The organism is Comamonas sp. DB36 (assembly GCF_057914905.1).
This window is the reverse complement of record NZ_CP196633.1, coordinates 215459-233454: the sequence shown is the minus strand read 5'-3', so window position 1 is coordinate 233454 and position 17996 is coordinate 215459. Positions and strand designations below refer to the sequence as shown.

Sequence of the window (17996 nt, the reverse complement as noted above, 5' to 3'; positions counted from 1 at the left end):
TCGAATCGCAGTGATCTACCTGCTGGGTGTGCTGGCCGCCATGACGGTGGGCTCCGCAGTGCCAGAGATTTCATTCATCGCGCGCGAGTTCCGCCCCGAAGACAAGTCCATCCTGGGCCTGGTGGTGTCCATGCCGTCGCTGGTGGTGGCGCTGGGCGCACTGATTGCCGGCTATTTTGTCGACAAGCTGGGCGACAAGAAAATGCTGTTCGTCGGCACGGCGCTGATGGTGGCCGGCGATGGCCTGGTGATTGCCTCGTCCAGCATCAACATGCTGCTGGCCGGGCGCTTCATCTCGGGGCTGGGCTACGTGCTGGTGGCGGTGTCCGCGATCACCATGCTGGTGCGCCTGACGCCTATCGAGCATCGCACCATGGCGTTGGCCGTGTGGTCCACGTTTGTGCCGCTGAGCTTCATCATCCCGTTCCTGACTTCCGGCTGGCTGCGCGATCTGGGCGACTGGCGCGGTGCGTTCTGGGCGCATGCGGGCGCGAGCATCCTGCTGCTCGTGATCTGTCTGACGACCCTGCCGTCGCGCGACAAGGAAGGTGAGCAGGTTTCACGCACCCGTGGCGTGCGCGGCGTGCTCAAGTCGCCCTGGCCTTACCTGCTGGGCCTGGGCATAGGCGGCGACGCGTTCCTGCACGTGGGCATCATGACGGTGCTCGGTCCTTATCTGGCCCAGAAGTACGGCGCCGACCCGGCCGTGATCAATGTCTGGAACATAGGCGCCATGGTGCTGAACATGCTGGGCTGCCTGCTGTTCGGCAAGCTGCTGGACAAGGGCGTTTCGCCGCTCAAGGTCAACATCGTCGCCATCGTTCTCACGGGCGTGCCGGCGCTGGCGATCTTTGCGTTCCCGATAGGCATAGAAGCGTCCATCGCCTGCTCGTGGCTCTTCATGTTCTTCAGCGGTCTGCTGACCGGAATGATCATCTTCACGCCTTCGGTCGCACCGACGCGCGACAGCATGGGCGCGACCAGCGGCCTGGTCACGCAGCTCACGCTGCTGGGCGTGCTGCTGGGCGCACCGGTGTTCTTCGGCGCCATGGCCGCGCCCACACCGCAGCCCATGCTGATTGCCATTGGCGCCGGTCTGCTGGTGTGTCTGTTCCGCATTCCCATCCTGTCGCGCATCGATCACCCGCAGCACGCCGACGCCGCACAGCCGAAGCGCACACCGCCGCGCGCTGCGACCTGAGCCAGCACCATCGCCCGATTTTCCCCCTTCAACACGCAAGTCCCATGACCGAGCTGCAGAGCAACCCCCTAGAGTATTCCTTTGGCGCGCAAAAGCTGAAGGGCTTTCTGGCCCAGCCGAAAACCCCCGTCGCGCGCGCCGGCGTGGTACTCCTCCATGACGCCTTCGGCGTCGGCGACTTCGTGCGCGAGCAGGCGCTGCGCCTGGGCGCCGAAGGCTATGCGGTGCTGGCCGCGGACCTCTGGGGCGATGGCCGCCAGCTGCGCGCCGAAGCGGAGATCGGGCCGACGATAGGCCGCCTGGCGAGCGACCGCGTGCAGTGGATGGGCCGCATACGCGCGGCGGTCGAGACGCTGGCGCAGCATGCGGACCTCGAGGTCGCGCGCATCGCGCTTGCGGGCTACTGTTTCGGTGGCGCGTCGGCACTGGAGTTCCTGCGCACGCAGCGCGATGTGGCGGGTGTGGTGAGTTTGCACGGCGGCCTGGATCTGGTGGGACAGGACTGGCGTGCGGCGCGCACATCTTCCAGGGCGCTGGTGCTGACAGGGGCCCAGGACCCGATGGCCAGCGAATCCTCGCTCGCATTCCTGCAGCGCGGCCTCACGCAGTCGGGCGTGGACTGGGAGGTGAATCTCTACGGCCATGTCAGGCACGGCTTCACGCGTCCCGATGCGGACCGCGCCAATCAGCCCCAGGCCATCGCCTACAGCGAGCCGGCCGCGCGCCGCGCCTGGCTGGCGATGAACCGGTTCCTGCAGGAAACGCTTGCCTGATCCGGCACCTGCAACCCATATCCCAAGGAGACAATGTCATGAACGCACTTGATGCGGGAATCGCGCCGGTGCGCACGGCGCAGGAATTCGATGCACTGCGCCAGGGCTGGCGCGCCCTGAAGACCGAGACCCGGTTCGTCACACGCGCCGGCCGCCCCGTGGTCGACGCCCCGGGCGGACCCATCTACATCCTGCTGCGCGGCGAGGAGACCGCCGGCCAGGTCGGTCTCTACGACCAGACGGCAGTCGCTGGTTCCTCCGTGCCGCTGCACCATCAGACCACCGAAGACGAGACGTTCTATGTGCTTGAAGGCCGTTGGCGCTTTCAGGCCGGCGCCGTGGTGCAGGAAGCCGGACCCGGCACGCTGATCCACGCCCCGGCGCACACCGCCCACGCCTTCGGCGCGCTCGAAGGACCGAACGACATTGCGCGCGTGCTCAGCTGGAACGCGCCCGCAGGGCATGAGCGCTTTTATATCGGCATGGGCGATTCGGCGGCCAGGGGCGAGCGCCCGGACATCGTGGCCGCGCCGCGCTATCGCACGATCTTCTCGCCGCAAGAAGCACCCATCCCATTGGCGCCGGGAAGCGAGGGCGGGGCGTTGGCACCCGCCAGCGCGCTGTTCACGGACTATGCGCAGGCGCCGCAGACCGCGATGGACGGCTTCACCGTGGCCACGCTGCTCGGCACCGCCCAGTCCAGCCAGCGCCAGCTGGTGCGCGAAGTGCATTGCGCCGCGGGCGCGGCGTTCTGCGATTTCGCCGATTTCGGCCTGGGCCCGCGCTACTTCTACGTGACCGCCGGGGAGTGGGACATCACCGTGGGCGACACCACCCGGCGCTGCGCCGCGCATACGGCTGTGATGGCGGACCGCGCTGCGCCGCTGCAGGCGCGTGTGGTGGGAGCCGCACAGGGGCGGCTGCTGGAACTCAATTTCGGCCAGTCTGCATAAGTTTTACTTCGAGAGTCAAAAATGGATCTGGGAATCAAGGGACGCCACGCGTTCATCTGCGCCTCGTCGCAGGGTCTGGGTTTTGCCTGCGCGCAGGCACTGGCACGCGAGGGCGTGCATGTCACCCTCAACGGCCGCGATGCCGCGAAGCTGGAGACGGCGGCCCAGGAGTTGCGCGCCGGCGTTGCGGGTGCACAGGTGGACTGCATCGCCGCGGACCTGACCACGGCCGACGGCCGCGCGCTGATCGTGCAGCGGCTGGCGCATGTGGACATTCTGGTGAACAACAACGCGGGCCCGCCGCCCGGCGCGCTTGATGATTGGACGGAGCAGGCCTTGCTGGGCGCGATGCAGGCCAACATGATTCCGGGCGTGCAACTGATGCGCGCCTATGTGCCCGGCATGCGTGCGCGCAAGTTCGGCCGCATCATCAACATCACCTCCGCGATGGTGAAGACGCCGCATTACATGATGGGGCTGTCGACTTCGGCGCGCACCGCGCTGACCGCGATCAGCAAGGCCATCAGCGCCGAGGTGGTGGTCGACAACGTGACCATCAACAACCTGCTGCCCGAGCGCATAGACACGCCGCGCCAGGAGTTCATGGCCCAGCGCATGATGGCCGCGGACGGCATCACGCACGAAGAGGCGCGCCGCCGCATCGCCGCTTCCATCAATGCCGGGCGCATGGGCCGGCCCGAGGAGTTTGGCGCGGCCTGCGCCTTCCTGTGCAGCGCGCTCGCGGGCTACATCTCGGGTCAGAACCTGCAGCTCGACGGCGGATCGTACGAGGGCCTGGTCTGATGTCAGCACAAGCCATCTCGCGCGTGGCCGAGGTTCGCGCCGCATGCCTCGATCTGGAGCGCCGCCGCCAGGCGGCCCTGCTGGCGGTCGATCTGCCGGCGCTCGCGCAGATGTTTGCCGAGGATCTGGTGCACATCCACAGCGTGGGCCTGGTGCACGACAAGGCCGGCCTGCTGGCGCATATCGAGGCCAGGCGCGGCTTTGCGGCCATAGAGCGCGGGCCCCTGGAGATCCGGGTGCTGGGCGCCGACGCGGCCGTGATGACGGGCGCCATCCGCAACTGCATGCGCGCGCCCGATGCCAGCCTGAGCGATCTGCGCGGCATGGTCACGCAGATCGTGCGCCGCAGCGCGGACGGCTGGCAGTTCATGCACTTCCAGCTCACGCCACTCCCCTAGAAAACACACAGGAAAAAACAATGAAATTGGTTCGATTCACCCAGGCGGGCAAGACCCGCATAGGCAAGCTGGTGGCGGGGCAGGTGGTTGACCTGTCCGCGGTCACCGGCGCAAGCGACTCGATGCGCGCCGTGCTGGCGCAATGGAACGCGCTGCGCGCCAGGCTGGAAGCGGTGACTGCGCCCGGCTTCGCGCTCGACCAGGTGCGCCTCGAGGCACCGATCAACGACCCGCAGAAATACCTGGCCATAGGCCTGAACTACAAGGAGCATGCCGAGGAAGCCAGGGCTGCCGGCGTGCCGATTCCCACGAGCCAGCTGTGGTTCAACAAGCAGGTCTCGTGCATCAGCGGCCCGTTCGACGCCATCGAGTTTCCGCCCGAGTGCAAGGTGCTCGACTATGAGATCGAGCTGGGCGTGGTCATCGGCCAGCGCTGCCGGCGCGTGCGCGCCGCCGACGCGCGCAGCGTGATCGCCGGCTATCTGGTCACCAACGACGTGACGGCGCGCGACTGGCAGACGCGCTCGCCCACCTTCACGCTCGGCAAGTCCTTCGACACCCATGGGCCCCTAGGCCCCTGGCTGACCACGGACGACGAAATCGCCGACCCCATGCAGCTGGACATGACGCTCACGGTCAACGGCGAAGTCCGCCAGAAGATGCCTACGGCCGACATGGTCCACGACATCTGGGCACAGATCGAATACCTCTCCACCGTCATGACGCTGGAGCCCGGCGACGTGATCGCGACGGGCACGCCGTCGGGTGTGGGCGTGGCGATCAACAGGACGCTGCAGGTAGGCGATGTCGTCAGGGCGGAGATCGAGCAGCTGGGTGCCATCGAGAACCGAGTGATTGCGGGCTGATCGCCGGTCCGGGGCAGGGGTGGCCGCTGTCGATGGCATGGCGCATGACCATGCAGCCAAAGGGCCGTCCCCGCTTGCGCCCCTCGATGCCGCATGACTCGACTGCTTGCCGCAGCGGCAGCGGTTGCAATTCCAAAACCAGACAAGCACCATGCGACCCAAAGACCTCAAGATCCGTACCCGACTCATGGCTGGCTTTCTGCTCATTCTCGTGCTGGTTTTCGTGCAGGGGCTCTACAGCATCGCGCAAACCAGTCGCGTCAATGCCCAGTCCACGTTGATGACCGCGCATTGGATGCCCGCCATGCGCTTGTGTGCCGGGGTGGCCGAAATGAGTGCCCGCATCCGCGCCGTCCAGTCTGACCACTTGCTCAGCAGGAGCAGCCAGCAAAAGGAACAGTTGGGCGCGCTGCTGGAGGTGTTTCTGACCGATGGCGAGCGGCAACTGCATGAACTCAGCAAGCTCGACCTTGGCGCCAGCGAAAAAAAGCAGTTGGGAGTCGTGCAGGCCCTATGGAAAACCTATCGCGGCCAGGCGCAGGAGCTGTTGAAGCATTCCAACGGCTTTGAGCACGACGCAGCCGCAGCCCTGCTGGGCGGTGCGGGCCGGCAGACCGTCACCCAGCTCGGCGACAGCCTGCATGAACTGGCCGAACTTGCGTCCCAGGGCGGCCGGCAGGCCAGCGAGCGCGCGGGCGCGCTCTATGCGCAGGTGCAATGGACGCTCATCCTGCTGCTTATGGGCATTACCATCATCGGCCTGCTGGTTGGCTGGAGCCTGAGCCAATCGATCAGCCGAGGTCTGGCGGAGGCGGTCCGGGTCACCAGGGAGGTGGCGCGCGGGCGCCTGGATTGTCAAGTTCCAGCCAGCGGCAAGGACGAGATCGGCCAACTGCTGGCTAATCTGGCGCAGATGCGGACCAGCCTGGTCCAGGTGGTCACGCGCGTACGACAGGGGAGTGACTCGGTCTGCGTGGCCAGCGGCGAAATTGCCCTGGGCAATCAGGACCTGTCTGCACGCACGGAAAGACAGGCCAGTGCGCTGCAGGAAGCGGCAGCCTCCATGGCCGAACTCAGCTTGGCCGTGACGCAGAACTCCGCACATGCCCGTCAGGCGAGCGAGTCGGCGCAGCAAGCGTTGGCCGTGGCCATCAAGGGCGGGGTTGTGGTCGGGCAGGTGGTGGACACCATGCGCGGGATCAACCAGGCGAGCCGGAAGATTGCCGAGATCATCGCTGTCATCGACGGCATCGCATTTCAGACCAATATCCTGGCGCTGAATGCCGCCGTGGAGGCGGCCAGGGCCGGAGCGCAGGGCTTGGGCTTTGCCGTCGTGGCCAGCGAAGTTCGCGGCCTGGCCGTACGCAGCGCTCAGGCTGCCAAGGAAATCAAGGACTTGATCGGCGACAGCGTGAGCCGCGTCGACAGCGGCACCACCCTCGCGCAAGCGGCTGGCCATACGATGGACGAAGTGGTTGCCGCCATCCAGCGCGTGAACGCCACCATGAACGAGATTCGATCCGCCAGCGAGGAGCAAAGCCAGGGTGTGGCCCAGGTCAGCGAGACGGTGCAGCAGATGGACCAGGTCACCCAGCAGAATGCAGCGCTGGTGGAGGAGATGGCGGCAGCAGCCACCAGCTTGAACCACCAGACCGCGGAGCTGGTCGGTGCCGTGGGGTTCTTCGAGCTGGCAGGCGTTCGTGGATCGAAGGTGTTCGTCAGACCGCCGGGAGCCTTGCCAAGGCAGCTGGCACAGATTGCGGCGGCGTGAGGGAATGCCATGTTCCCCATTGACTAGAACCATCATCACTTCAGGCCATTGCCCACTCCGAGAGTCAGTGGCGTGAAAGGCTGGTCCGCAATCGACGCGCTCTTGCTCCTATGGCTGGCTGCGGCCTCATGGGCCAGCACCCGAAGTCAAGGCACCCACAAGTACTGAGACAGGCGTTCGAGTTCCTGCACCCGATAGGCATGCGGACTCACACCCATGTGCTTGCGGAAGAACCGGCCGAAGTAGCTTTCGTCCTCGAAGCCCAGGCTGTCGGCGATCTGCTTGATGCTGCCGTTGGTATAGACGAGCTCGCGCTGCGCCTCGAAGAGCACGCGCTCGTTGATCATGTCTATGCTGGACTTGCCCAGGCTCTCGCGCGTGAGCCTGGACAATTGGCCGGCACTGATGCCCAGTTGTTCGGCGTACTGCGCCACGGTCCAGCGGCGGCGCATGTGCTCGTCGATCAGGCTTCTGAATTTCTCCAGTTGCAGCGACCTGCGCGACAGTGCGGGCCAGACGGCGGGTTCCAGCGTTTCGCTGAGCCTGGCCACCTGGACCAGCAAGGCCGTGATGAGCGACAGCCCCGCCGCGACCTGGCCCATCGCGGCCAACCGCCATTCGCGCTCTATGCTCAGATACAGCGGCATCAGTCCCGCGGTATAGCGGCCTTGCTCAGGCAGATTGATGGCCAGCGGCTTGCGCAAAGTGTGCAGCAGCTCCGGCATCACGATCTTCACCATCGCTTCCAGCGGTTTTTGCGCCGCCGTCACGACCACGCCGTTGACCTGCGGGTTGAATTCGAATCCGTGCACCCGCCTTGCGGGCACCACGACGAGAGCCGGTGCGTGCAGGGGACGGCGCTCATCATCGAGCAGGGCGTGGCCCTGGCCATGCGTCATGTACAGGATCTGGAACAGGGATTGATGCTCGTGTGGATCGATCTCCCAGCCGTACAGCGAGGAACGCTCCGGAATCCACTCGAAATTGAACATATTGCTGCCGCCCGCGGGAGCGTTGTCGCCGTACATGGCGTAGTTGGGGATGCGGCGCTGGCGCTTGCCGGGAAGCTGGGGCGGTGACTGAGGCATGCAGGAAATGTCCTGCCTGATGCAACGTATGGCCCATAGGGATAACCCGCTGTGCCTTGTTTATGCACGAAATGTCCGATCACTGGCTTGAATTGTCAAAGGACACCATGGACCCGCGCTCGCAGAATTCGGACCTTCGGATTCAAGGGAGTTGCAATGGCGATGGAAAAAGTTCAGACCGGCTGGCTGCAGTTGCAGGACCGGGTGTGCGTGGTGACGGGTGCGGCCAGCGGCATTGGCCTGGCCGTGGCCCAGGCGCTGGCAGCGCAGGGCGCGCGCCTGGCGCTGATCGACAAGAACGCCGCGGCCTTGCAGGCGGTGGTGCGGCAGTTCGAGGCAGGCGCGCGACCGGTGATCGCGCTGGCCTGTGACACGTCGAGCGAGGCGCAGCTGCAGGCGGCCGCGCAGCAGGTGGAGCGCACCTGGGGCGCTGCGCGCACGCTGGTGAACAACGCCGGCGTGCTGCGCGCTGGCTCGCTCGATGCGCTGACGCTGGCCGATTGGAATCTCGTGCTGTCCGTGGACCTGACGGGCTACTGGCTGGCCGCCAAGGCCTTTGGTGCGCAGCTGCGCTCCCACAGGGAAGACGGCGGCGCCAGCATGGTGCATGTGGCCTCGATTGCCGGGCATTTTCCGCAAAGCCACAGCGGCGCGTACAGCGCGGCCAAGGCGGGGGTCTGTCTGCTGTCGCGCCAGTTCGCGGTGGAGTGGGGCGCGGATGCGGTGCGCAGCAATGTCGTCTGTCCGGGAATGATACGCACGCCGCTGTCTGCGGACTTCTATGCCCAGCCGGGCGTGGAGCAGGCGCGCTGCGCGGCCACGGCCAGCGGCAGGGTGGGCGAGGCCGACGACATCGCCCACACCGTGGCTTTTTTGGCCAGCCCACGCGCAGGCTATGTGAACGCCACCGAAATCATGGTCGATGGCGGCATGTCGGCGAAGCTGATGGATATGGTTCCGCGTCCTGGCTTCAGCCAGGCGAGCTGATGTTGCGGGAGACCGATGCAATGCTGAAACAGGAAAATCCGAGATCCATCGAATGCGATGTGGTGATCGTGGGCAGCGGTGCGGCCGGGCTTGCGGCCGCGGTGACAGCGCGCAAGCGCGGGCTCGACGTGGTGGTGCTGGAGAAGGAGCCGGTGTTTGGCGGCACCACGGCGCTGTCCGGCGGCGTGCTGTGGATTCCCCTCAGCGGCCAGGGCCGCGGGCAGAACCCGGCCGACACGGTACAGGCCGTGCACCGCTACCTCATGGGCGAGACCGGCAGCTACTACGACGCGGCCGCGGTGAGCGTGTTCGTCGAGCAGGGGCCCAAGATGGTGGAATTCTTCGAGCGCGAGACGGCGATGCAGTTCGTGCCGACACGCTATCCCGACTACCACCCCGATGCGCCGGGGGGTGTCGACATCGGCCGCTCCATCCTGGCCAAGCCCTATGACATCCGCGGCCTGGGCAAGAACATGTCCCGGCTCAAGCGGCCGCTGAAGACCATCACTTTCATGGGCATGATGTTCAATTCGTCGAATGCCGACCTGCAGCACTTCTTCCGCGCCACCAAGTCTCTGACATCGTTCCTGTATGTCGCGCGGCGCCTGGCTACGCACATGAAGGAGCTGTTGGTGTACCGGCGCGGCATCAACGTGACCAGCGGAAACGCACTGGCCGCGCGCATGGCGCAGTCGGCGCTGGACCTGGACGTTCCCATACTGACGAGCACCCGTGCCAGCCAGGTGCTGATGGACGGCGGCCGCGCCGTGGGCCTGCTGGCGGTGGACGCGGGCGGCGAGTTGCGCATCAACGCGCGCCAGGCGGTGGTGCTGGCCGCGGGCGGATTTCCGCACGATGTCAAGCGCATCGCCCAGGCCTATCCGCATCTGCGGCGCGGCCATGCGCATCTGTCGCCCACGCCGCTGGGCAACACGGGTGACGGCGTCAATATGGCCGAGGAAGCGGGCGCGGCGGTGGACATCCGCCTCAAGGATGCGGCTGCCTGGATGCCCGTGAGCCGGGTCGATCTCGGCGCTGGCGAAGTCGGCGTGTTTCCGCATCTGCTGGACCGCTACAAGCCGGGTGTGATCGGCGTGCTGGAGAATGGCCTGCGCTTCACCAACGAATCCAATTCGTACCACGATGTGGGGGCGGCCATGGTCGCGGCCTGCGCGGGATTCGCGCAGACGGCCATGTGGCTGGTCTGCGACAAGTCCACGCTTTCCAAATATGGACTGGGCTATGTGAAGCCTTCGCCCATGCCCATAGGCCGTTTTTTGCGCAACGGCTATCTGCTCGAGGGCCGAACGCTGGCCGAACTGGCGCAAAAGGCGGGCATAGATCCGGCGGGATTGGAGGCTACGGTGCAGGCTTTCAACCGCACTGCCGTGCATGGCCAGGACCCGGCGTTCGGCCGCGGCAGCACGGCATTCAACCGTTACCTTGCGGACGCCGAGCATCAGCCCAATCCCTGCGTGGGTCCGCTCCAGCACGGACCGTTCTATGCGGTCAAGGTGGTGATGGGCGATCTGGGCACCTTTGATGGCGTGCGCACCAGCGTCACGGGCGCCGTGCTGCGGCATGACGGCTCGGCCATCGACGGCCTGTACGCTGTCGGCAACGACCGCGCGAGCATCATGGGAGGCAACTACCCCGGCGCCGGCATCACCCATGGGCCGAACATGACTTTTGGCTACGTCACGGCCAACCATATCGCCGACCTGGCGCGCCAAGGCAGGGCCGGCGCATGAACGGCAAAGCCTTGATAGACCATCGCGTCTACACCATTGCGCTGCGCCGCATGCCCGAGTTCACCGAGGTGTTCAACCGGCTGGCCATGCCGGTGCTGCTGCAGACGCTGGGTCAGCCGCTGGGCTTTTTCACCAGCATGGTGGGGCCGCAGAACCAGTTCGTGCATCTGTGGGCTTACGACGACCTGGCGGATTACGAGCGCCGCAGCCGCGCACGCGACCTGCATCCTGATTTTCCTGCCTATCTGGCGGCGTCGGCACATTTGATCACCGCGCAGGAAACGCGGCTGATACGCAGGGCCGAGATGCCTGGCTGGACTCCCGGCCCGTGACGCCGCCAACGTTGCCATTCCTATTCAAACGACGCAGACAAGCCATGACCCATTCCTTTTGCATTCTTCCTTCCCGACGCGGCTTGCTGCGCGCCGCGGCGCTGGCGCTGAGCCTGCAGGCCGGCGGCGCGGCGCTGGCCCAGACCCCGTGGCCTGCCAAACCCATACGGCTGGTGGTGGGTTTCCCGGCTGGCGGCTCGACCGATGTGATGGCGCGCGTGGTCGGCGCCGCCGTGGGCAAATCGCTGGGCCAGCCGGTGGTAGTGGACAACCGGCCCGGCGCCAGCGGCAACATTGCCGCCGCAGAAACCATCAAGTCTGCGCCCGACGGATACACCTTCATGGTGGCGCCGATCTCGGTGCAGACCGCCAATCCTTTCCTGTTCAGGCCTGCGTTGAATCCCGAGCGCGATCTGCGCCCCGTTGCCAGCCTGGGCCATGCACAACTCTATCTGGTGGTCAAGAAGGATTTGCGCGCCAGGACGGCCACGGAACTGGTGGCCATGGCCCAGGCCGCGCCGGGCAAGCTCAGCTATGGCTCAGGCGGTGCGGGCACGCAGATGCACCTGGTGGGCGAGCTGTTCAAGCAGCAGGCGCATGTCGACGTGGTGCATGTTCCCTACAAGGGCGCGGCGCCGGCGCTGCAGGATGTGCTGGCCGGCCAGATCGACTACTACTTCGATCCCGCCAGCGGAATCGCCCATATCCGCGAAGGCCGCGCCCGTCTGCTTGCCGTCACCGGCGCCAAGCGCTCGCCGTTCTTCCCCGATGCGCCCACGCTGACAGAGCTGGGAATCAAAGGGGTGGAGCTGGGCAACTGGTTCGGCGTCTTTGCCCCGGCCGCCGTGCCCGCCGAGATCACCGCCAGGCTGGAAAAGGAGATTGCCAAGGCCATGCTCCAGCCCGACGTGCGGCTGCGTTTTGCCGACCTGGGCACCGAGCCCATCGTGCAGGATGCCGAGACCTTCCGCAAGACGATAGCCGCGGAAACCCGCCTGCTTTCGGCGCTGATCAAGGAGCGCAATCTCGTCGTCGACTGAGGTGCAGGCGCCTGCCGTCAGCCGCTTCTGGCAGGCAAGGGCGGCAGAATCCAGCCCGGGTTCTGCTGGATCAGCGTCTGGCTGACGGCCTGCACTTGCCGCATCGCGGTGGTGGCGATGGCCGTGGCCGTGCCCAGGCGGCGCGTCACTATGCCTACCGAGCGCAGCGGCCCGTCGGAGATTTCCGAGATCCGGAGTTCGTTGATGCTGGGAATGGTCTTGCTGCCCAGGTAGGGCAGCACGGCCACGCCTATCTCTTTCTTCACCAGCGCGACCACGGTCGCCATCTGCTCCACCTGCATCTTCGGCCGGTACTCGATGCCGCGGTTCAGGTAGGCCGCGCTCATGTAGCGCATCGCCGTGCTGGCGTCCGTGAGCGTGATCAGCGGCAGGTGCATCAGCTGCTCCAGCGCAATACGGTGGGGCACTTGTTCACGCCATTTGCCGTGGCTCAGCACCACAAACCGGTCGCGCAGCAGTTCCTGGTATTGCAGGTCCGGATGCGAGGGCGCGACCGATGCCAGCGCAAAGTCCACTTCATGGTTCAGCAGACGTTCTATGCACAGGCTGTTGGCGCAGTCATGCACGGTGATCCTTGGTGCATTGATGGCCTGCTCCAGTGCCGCGCACACTTCGGGCAAAACCACCTGGGCCAGCGAGGGCCAGGCCGCGATCGACAGCTGTACGGCAGCCTGCTGCGCCGACGACTGCATGCGCTGCAGGCCGGCTTCGTACTCGCCGACGATGGTGCGCGCAATCGTCGCCAGTTGCGCGCCGCCCGCGGTGAGCCGGACGCTGCGCGTGGTGCGCTCGAACAACGCCAGGCCCAGCGTCGCCTCGAGATCGCGTATCACCTTGCTCAGTGAAGGCTGCGTCATGAACAGCTGCTCGGCCGACTTGCTGAAGTTGAGCGACTCGCTCAGCGCCAGGAACATGCGCAATTGCCTGGGGGAGATATTCATTCTTTTTAAATATAAATCAATAGATAGAAAGAATTTCAGAAATATATGCGAAGTGCCTAGCATCCAGGCAGTCCCAAGCACCAGGAGCAGGCAAGTGGCACGTATCCCTTACGCAGATTGCAACAACGAAGCAGTGCGCCCTTTGGCCGAGCGCATCGTCGCCGAGCGCGGCGCAATCCTGCATCTGTACCAGATGCTGATGCACAGCGCGCCGCTGGCCGAAGGCTGGCTCAACTACCTCACGGCCGTGCGCCAGAAAACAGCGCTGTCGGGCGCCTTGCGCGAGCTCATCATCATGCGCGTGGCCCTGCTGAACAACGCGCCGTATGAAGCCGATCAGCATGCGCCCATCGCGCTGCGGGAAGGGGTTTCCCAGGCCAAGCTCGACGCGCTGGGCGAATGGCGCAACTGCGCGCTGTTCGATGCCAACGAGCAGGCCGTGCTGGCCTACACCGACGCGATGACGCGCCAGATCCAGGTGCCCGACGCGGTGTTCGACGCCGTCAAGGCGCTGTATGCGCCCGCGCAGCTGGTGGAAATCACCGCCACCGTGGCGGCCTACAACATGGTTTCACGCTTTCTCGAAGCGTTCCAGATCCATTCCCACGACGCGCGTTGACGGGGCAGCGCGCAAGGAGCGCCCAAAGAGGCGTCGCCGCGCCAGGTTTTTTTGCACGCGCCTACAAGACTACCAACGAGGAGACAACATCATGATCAGGAAACTGGCCTGGGCTGCGGCCCTGCTTTTGCCGATGGCGGCCGGCGCACAAGATGCCTGGCCTGCCAAGGCCATCACTTTCATCGTGCCATACCCGCCGGGCGGCCCCACCGACTTGATGGCGCGCCTGATTGCCACGCCGCTATCGCAAAAGCTCAACGTGCCCGTCATTGTCGAGAACAAGGCCGGGGCCAGCGGAAACATAGGCACGTCCCAGGTAGTCAAGGCCAAACCGGACGGCTACACCATTTTGCTGGCCGCCAGCGGCAACCTTACGGCCAACCAGTATCTGTACAAGAAGCTCGATTTCGACCCCATCAAGGATCTCGCGCCGGTCATTCAGATCTCCAAGTTCCCGCTGGTGCTGGAGGTTTCCGAGAAAAGCCCCATCAAGTCCTTTCAGGACTATGTGAAGTTCGCCAAGAACCCGGACAACCGCGCCACGTTCGGCTCGGCGAGCAACGGCTCGCCGCAGCACCTGGGCGCGGAACTGTTCAAGGATACGGCCAAGGTGGATCTTTCCCATGTGCCCTACAAGGGCGCGGGCCCGGCGCTGATCGATCTCATGGGCGGCCAGATCACCAGCATGTTCGACATCCTGGGCAGCTCCATCTCGCACATCAAGTCGGGCAAGCTCAGGCCGCTGGCCGTGACCACCAAGGAGCGTTCACCGCTGCTGCCCAACGTGCCTTCGATTGCCGAGCTGGGTTACCCGCAGTTCGAGTACTACGCCTGGCACGGCATATCGACGACCGCCGGCACGCCCAAGCCCGTCATCAAACGGCTGAACACTGAACTGCGCAGTATTTTTGCCGACCCTGGCTTCAAGGCGAAATGGCTGGAAATCGGCTCGGAACCGGTCGCGGGCACGCCCGAGGAATTTGCCGCTTTCATTCAATCGGAGGCGCGAAAAATGGGGCCGCTGATCAAGGCGCTGGATATTCAGCTGGACTGACCTGGCCCGACAATGGATTTACGCCAAAATCCATTGCCGGGTGGGTGACCATAAGCTCAATCGCGCGCAATATTCCGAAATAATCGCCCATCCGACCCAATACCGGCAAATGCTTGAGTTATCCTCGATTGCACCAAGAGGAGAACATAAAAGTGGCAGTACTGATTCCTGCAATGGGAACCTGCGCTGGCCGTATGACGTCGGGCGAGCGCCGCCTGGCCGAGCGGCTGGAGCAAAAGCTCGATGAAGACTACATGCTTTGGTATGACGTTCCCATTGGTCCCAAGCAAACACACCCTGATTTTGTCGTTATCCATGCGCGCCGCGGCATTCTGATTCTCGAAACCAAGGATTGGCGGCTGGATACGATTCAGCAGGCTACCAGGCAGGCGTGGACACTGACCGTCGAGGGCCGTCCCAAAGTCGTCATGAGCCCGGCGGCCCAGGCCAGGCACTGCGCCATTCAGGTCGTCAATGCGCTGGAGCGTGATCCGCAACTGATACAGACAGATGGGCCGCATACGGGAAAGCTGTCATTCCCCTGGGGCAGTGGCGTCGTCTTTACCAATATCACGCGCAAGCAGTTTGACGATTCGGGACTGAACCAGGCGATTGATGGCCATCTCGTCATCTGCAAGGACGAGATGCTGGAGTCCGTTGATGCGGAGGTGTTTCAGCAGCGGTTGTGGAACATGTTCCCTCACGCATTCGGCAAGGTCATTTCGGTGCCGCAAATGGAGCGCGTGCGCTGGATCATGTTTCCCCAGGTACGGGTTCCCGTGCAAGGCAGCCTTCTGCCGGATGACGCGGATGAGCTGCCGGACATCATGCGCGTCATGGATCTGCAGCAGGAGCAGCTCGCGCGCAGCCTGGGCGATGGGCATCGTGTCATCCATGGGGTTGCCGGTTCCGGCAAGACAATGATCCTCGGCTATCGTGCCGAGCACCTGGCCAAGGCGCCGTCAGCCAAGCCCATTCTCGTGCTTTGCTACAACGAACCCTTGGCGGTGAAGTTGAATGCCTGGTGCACGGCCAAGGGCCTGGCCGACCGCGTGCACGCGCGCAACTTCCACAAGTGGTGTCGCCAGCAATTGGTGGCTTACGGGCAGGCGCTGCCCGCGCAGGGAGCGGGCATGTTCGATCAGATGGTCGAGTATGTGATCCGCGGCGTCGATCGCCAACAGATTCCGTCCGGGCAGTACCAAGCGGTCATGGTGGATGAAGGCCACGATTTTCAACCCGCATGGCTCAAGCTGGTCACCCAGATGGTCGATCCTGAGACCAACAGCTTGCTGGTCCTGTACGACAGCGCGCAGAACATCTACGGCAAAAGCAAGGCGCGTGGATTCAGTTTCAAGAGCGTGGGAATCCAGGCTTCGGGCCGGACCACCATTCTGAAGATCAACTATCGCAATACCCGACAAATCCTCAAAGTGGCCAATCGTGTGGCTGCGGAGTTCCTGCAGCCCGATGCCCAGGACGATGACGGCGTTCCTATGGTGCAGCCCATCAGTTGCGGCCGCGATGGACAGGAGCCGCTGATCGTGCGCCTGCCGACGCCAAGAGACGAACCTGCCAAGATTGCCGAGCTTCTTGCCGCTGCGCACCAGGAAGGCCACGCCTGGGGCGACATGGCCATTCTGTGCCGCGATCATGAGTCGATGAATCAATGCGCCGCCGCGTTGAGCCAGCGCAAGATGCCCCATCGCGTGCGCCATCGCTCGGGAGACTTCGACCCACTGGCCGACACCATCAAGGTAATGACCATGCACGCGAGCAAGGGACTGGAATTTCCCGTGGTGGCCGTCGCAGGAGTCGGCCAAATGCCGCGTCACGGCGAAGAGCCTGCGGACGAGGCCAAGCTGTTCTACGTGGCTGCCACCCGCGCCACGCAGAAGCTGGTGCTTACCGTGGCAGGGACTGGGGCCTTTGCGCAGGCGCTCTTTGCCCCACCGTCCATCTGACTTGCGGGGACAGCAGGGCTCGCGAACTTGGGGCAGGCCGCTTTAAATTGGCCGATAGTGCCAGCCGCTATCGGCCAATGAAGCGATTCCAGCGCGGCAGCCAGCAACCAGCGCTATGCACGCGCAAATCAGCGGCATTTCACCGGATCGCACATTAATCCAGGGTTACACTAATTATTACCAAGAGCTCGATGAATGCACGCGATTGGCAGGCTATGCCTGCTTGGTTTTTGCGAGCCAATGCGCCGTGGATTGAAACGACCCGGGTCGCCCCATAAAAAATCACAACAGGTCTTAATCAGAGGAGTTTCAATGGAAGCGGAAGAGTTGGAGTACGTGGGTTTCTGGGCGCGCGTCGGCGCGTCACTGATAGATACCATACTGATCGGAATCGTCATCTGGCCGCTGCTGACGGCTTTCTATGGCGATGCCTATTGGGAGGGTGCAAGCATGGTCAAAGGTCCCATGGACTTTTTGCTTTCCTGGGTCTTCCCCATGGTCGCAGTGCTTGTTTTCTGGGTGGTAAAACAAGCCACTCCGGGGAAAATGGCAATATCGGCAAGAATCGTAGATGCCAAGACGGGTGCGGCGCCATCCACGGGACAGTTCATCGGCCGCTATCTGGCTTATTTCCTCTCAGGTTTGCCATTGGGTCTGGGAATTTTCTGGGTCGCTTTTGACGGCCGCAAGCAAGGCTGGCATGACAAGCTCGCCGGCACAGTGGTGGTTCGCCAGAAAAACCGCAAGCCGCGGCCGGTCACATTCGATCAAAGTCACTGAAACCACATCATCGGCGCAGGCAGCAAAGCAATCGTGCCTGCGGCCCGCATGAAACCACGACCGCGTGGTCTGCCGGTCTGCGCAGGCAGCGCTTTGCGGCTGCGTGTGACTGCAATGCAGAGTGAGTCGGCCGCCAGCAGCCATGGGGGTACCATCGGCCAGAAGCGGCCCTGGGGCCAGACCGGTGAACCGAGGAACCATATGAAAGTAGAAGGCCAATGCCAATGCGGCGCGATTGAATTCGAGGCGCAGGTTCAACCAGGCAGCGTGACGATCTGTCATTGCCTCGACTGCCAGACGCACTCGGGCTCGGCATTCAGAGCCAATATCTCGGCCCCTGCGGCCGGGTTCAAGCTGTTGAAAGGCGCGCCTCGCACCTTTGTAAAGACCGCCGCCAGCGGCAACCAGCGGCTTCTTGCATTCTGTGAAAACTGTGGCAGCCCGCTTTATGCCTGCGCCGTGGAAAATCCGCAGGCCTACTCCCTGCGCACCGGCGTTCTGAAACAACGCGCCGAACTGGGCACGCCACAGCGGGAGATTTGGACGATACGGCGTCGGCCATGGGTGGCGCTTGCCGGGGTCGACGAGGCCTACGACGGCCAACCGTGATGCAAAAGCCATGTGCGGCCAGCCCTGATCGGGCAGGGCGGCGC

At 64.3% G+C, this 17996-nt stretch carries 18 protein-coding genes; 16 read left to right on the top strand and 2 right to left on the bottom strand.

Annotated features, from left to right (window positions below; genetic code table 11):
- Positions 1-10: 10 nt before the first annotated feature.
- The 7 genes from ACSVDO_RS25490 (at position 11) to ACSVDO_RS25460 (ending at position 6766) form a co-directional block, all read left to right on the top strand.
- On the top strand, positions 11-1201 hold the full coding sequence (locus ACSVDO_RS25490) for an MFS transporter (RefSeq protein WP_489597852.1): 1191 nt from the start codon (positions 11-13) through the stop codon (positions 1199-1201).
- 44 nt (positions 1202-1245) lie between these two features.
- Positions 1246-1974, top strand: a complete 729-nt coding sequence (locus ACSVDO_RS25485) for a dienelactone hydrolase family protein (protein WP_489597851.1) — start codon at positions 1246-1248, stop codon at positions 1972-1974.
- Between the two features lie 38 nt (positions 1975-2012).
- On the top strand, positions 2013-2927 hold the full coding sequence (locus ACSVDO_RS25480; protein WP_489597850.1) for a cupin domain-containing protein: 915 nt from the start codon (positions 2013-2015) through the stop codon (positions 2925-2927).
- Positions 2928-2948: 21 nt separating this feature from the next.
- Positions 2949-3731 carry an SDR family oxidoreductase gene (locus tag ACSVDO_RS25475; protein WP_489597849.1) on the top strand — a complete coding sequence of 261 codons (783 nt, stop codon included), beginning with the start codon at positions 2949-2951 and terminating at the stop codon, positions 3729-3731.
- On the top strand, positions 3731-4129 hold the full coding sequence (locus tag ACSVDO_RS25470; protein WP_489597848.1) for a nuclear transport factor 2 family protein: 399 nt from the start codon (positions 3731-3733) through the stop codon (positions 4127-4129). The genes ACSVDO_RS25475 and ACSVDO_RS25470 overlap by 1 nt, the downstream gene beginning before the upstream one ends.
- A gap of 20 nt (positions 4130-4149) precedes the next feature.
- Complete coding sequence (locus tag ACSVDO_RS25465) at positions 4150-4995, top strand: fumarylacetoacetate hydrolase family protein (RefSeq protein WP_489597847.1); 846 nt, start codon at positions 4150-4152, stop codon at positions 4993-4995.
- A 151-nt stretch (positions 4996-5146) separates the two neighbouring features.
- Positions 5147-6766 carry a methyl-accepting chemotaxis protein gene (locus ACSVDO_RS25460; RefSeq protein ID WP_489597846.1) on the top strand — a complete coding sequence of 540 codons (1620 nt, stop codon included), beginning with the start codon at positions 5147-5149 and terminating at the stop codon, positions 6764-6766.
- A 146-nt stretch (positions 6767-6912) separates the two neighbouring features.
- Here ACSVDO_RS25460 and ACSVDO_RS25455 read toward each other — a convergent pair whose 3' ends face one another.
- The gene (locus tag ACSVDO_RS25455; RefSeq protein ID WP_489597845.1) at positions 6913-7854 is read right to left on the bottom strand and encodes a helix-turn-helix domain-containing protein; all 942 of its coding nucleotides are present in this window, start codon (positions 7852-7854) and stop codon (positions 6913-6915) included.
- A 156-nt stretch (positions 7855-8010) separates the two neighbouring features.
- On the opposite strand from ACSVDO_RS25455, the gene ACSVDO_RS25450 reads away from it, so the two are divergent.
- Genes ACSVDO_RS25450 through ACSVDO_RS25435 form a run of 4 tightly spaced genes read left to right on the top strand, consistent with a single transcriptional unit; the run spans position 8011 to position 11964 of the window.
- A complete protein-coding gene (locus tag ACSVDO_RS25450) occupies positions 8011-8841 on the top strand; it encodes an SDR family NAD(P)-dependent oxidoreductase (RefSeq protein ID WP_489597844.1) in 831 nt (276 codons plus the stop codon).
- Positions 8842-8861: 20 nt separating this feature from the next.
- Complete coding sequence (locus ACSVDO_RS25445; protein ID WP_489597843.1) at positions 8862-10592, top strand: FAD-dependent oxidoreductase; 1731 nt, start codon at positions 8862-8864, stop codon at positions 10590-10592.
- Entirely contained in the window at positions 10589-10924 is a 336-nt protein-coding gene (locus ACSVDO_RS25440; RefSeq protein WP_332538264.1) for an NIPSNAP family protein, read from the top strand. Before ACSVDO_RS25445 ends, ACSVDO_RS25440 begins: the two co-directional genes overlap by 4 nt.
- Positions 10925-10968: 44 nt before the next feature.
- Complete coding sequence (locus ACSVDO_RS25435; RefSeq protein WP_489597842.1) at positions 10969-11964, top strand: Bug family tripartite tricarboxylate transporter substrate binding protein; 996 nt, start codon at positions 10969-10971, stop codon at positions 11962-11964.
- Positions 11965-11981: 17 nt separating this feature from the next.
- Here ACSVDO_RS25435 and ACSVDO_RS25430 read toward each other — a convergent pair whose 3' ends face one another.
- A complete protein-coding gene (locus ACSVDO_RS25430) occupies positions 11982-12926 on the bottom strand; it encodes a LysR family transcriptional regulator (protein ID WP_489597841.1) in 945 nt (314 codons plus the stop codon).
- 94 nt (positions 12927-13020) lie between these two features.
- Here ACSVDO_RS25430 and ACSVDO_RS25425 point away from each other — a divergent pair, with 94 nt between their 5' ends.
- The 5 genes from ACSVDO_RS25425 (at position 13021) to ACSVDO_RS25405 (ending at position 17952) form a co-directional block, all read left to right on the top strand.
- Positions 13021-13545: a carboxymuconolactone decarboxylase family protein gene (locus ACSVDO_RS25425; protein ID WP_489597840.1), complete on the top strand. Its 525-nt coding sequence runs from the start codon at positions 13021-13023 to the stop codon at positions 13543-13545.
- Positions 13546-13636: 91 nt separating this feature from the next.
- Positions 13637-14599 (top strand): Bug family tripartite tricarboxylate transporter substrate binding protein, encoded by a 963-nt coding sequence (locus ACSVDO_RS25420; protein WP_332548473.1) that lies wholly within the window; start codon positions 13637-13639, stop codon positions 14597-14599.
- Positions 14600-14793: 194 nt separating this feature from the next.
- A complete protein-coding gene (locus ACSVDO_RS25415; RefSeq protein WP_489597897.1) occupies positions 14794-16563 on the top strand; it encodes a DEAD/DEAH box helicase in 1770 nt (589 codons plus the stop codon).
- 312 nt (positions 16564-16875) lie between these two features.
- The gene (locus tag ACSVDO_RS25410; protein WP_489597839.1) at positions 16876-17343 is read left to right on the top strand and encodes an RDD family protein; all 468 of its coding nucleotides are present in this window, start codon (positions 16876-16878) and stop codon (positions 17341-17343) included.
- Between the two features lie 201 nt (positions 17344-17544).
- The gene (locus ACSVDO_RS25405; RefSeq protein ID WP_489597838.1) at positions 17545-17952 is read left to right on the top strand and encodes a GFA family protein; all 408 of its coding nucleotides are present in this window, start codon (positions 17545-17547) and stop codon (positions 17950-17952) included.
- Positions 17953-17996 lie beyond the last annotated feature (44 nt).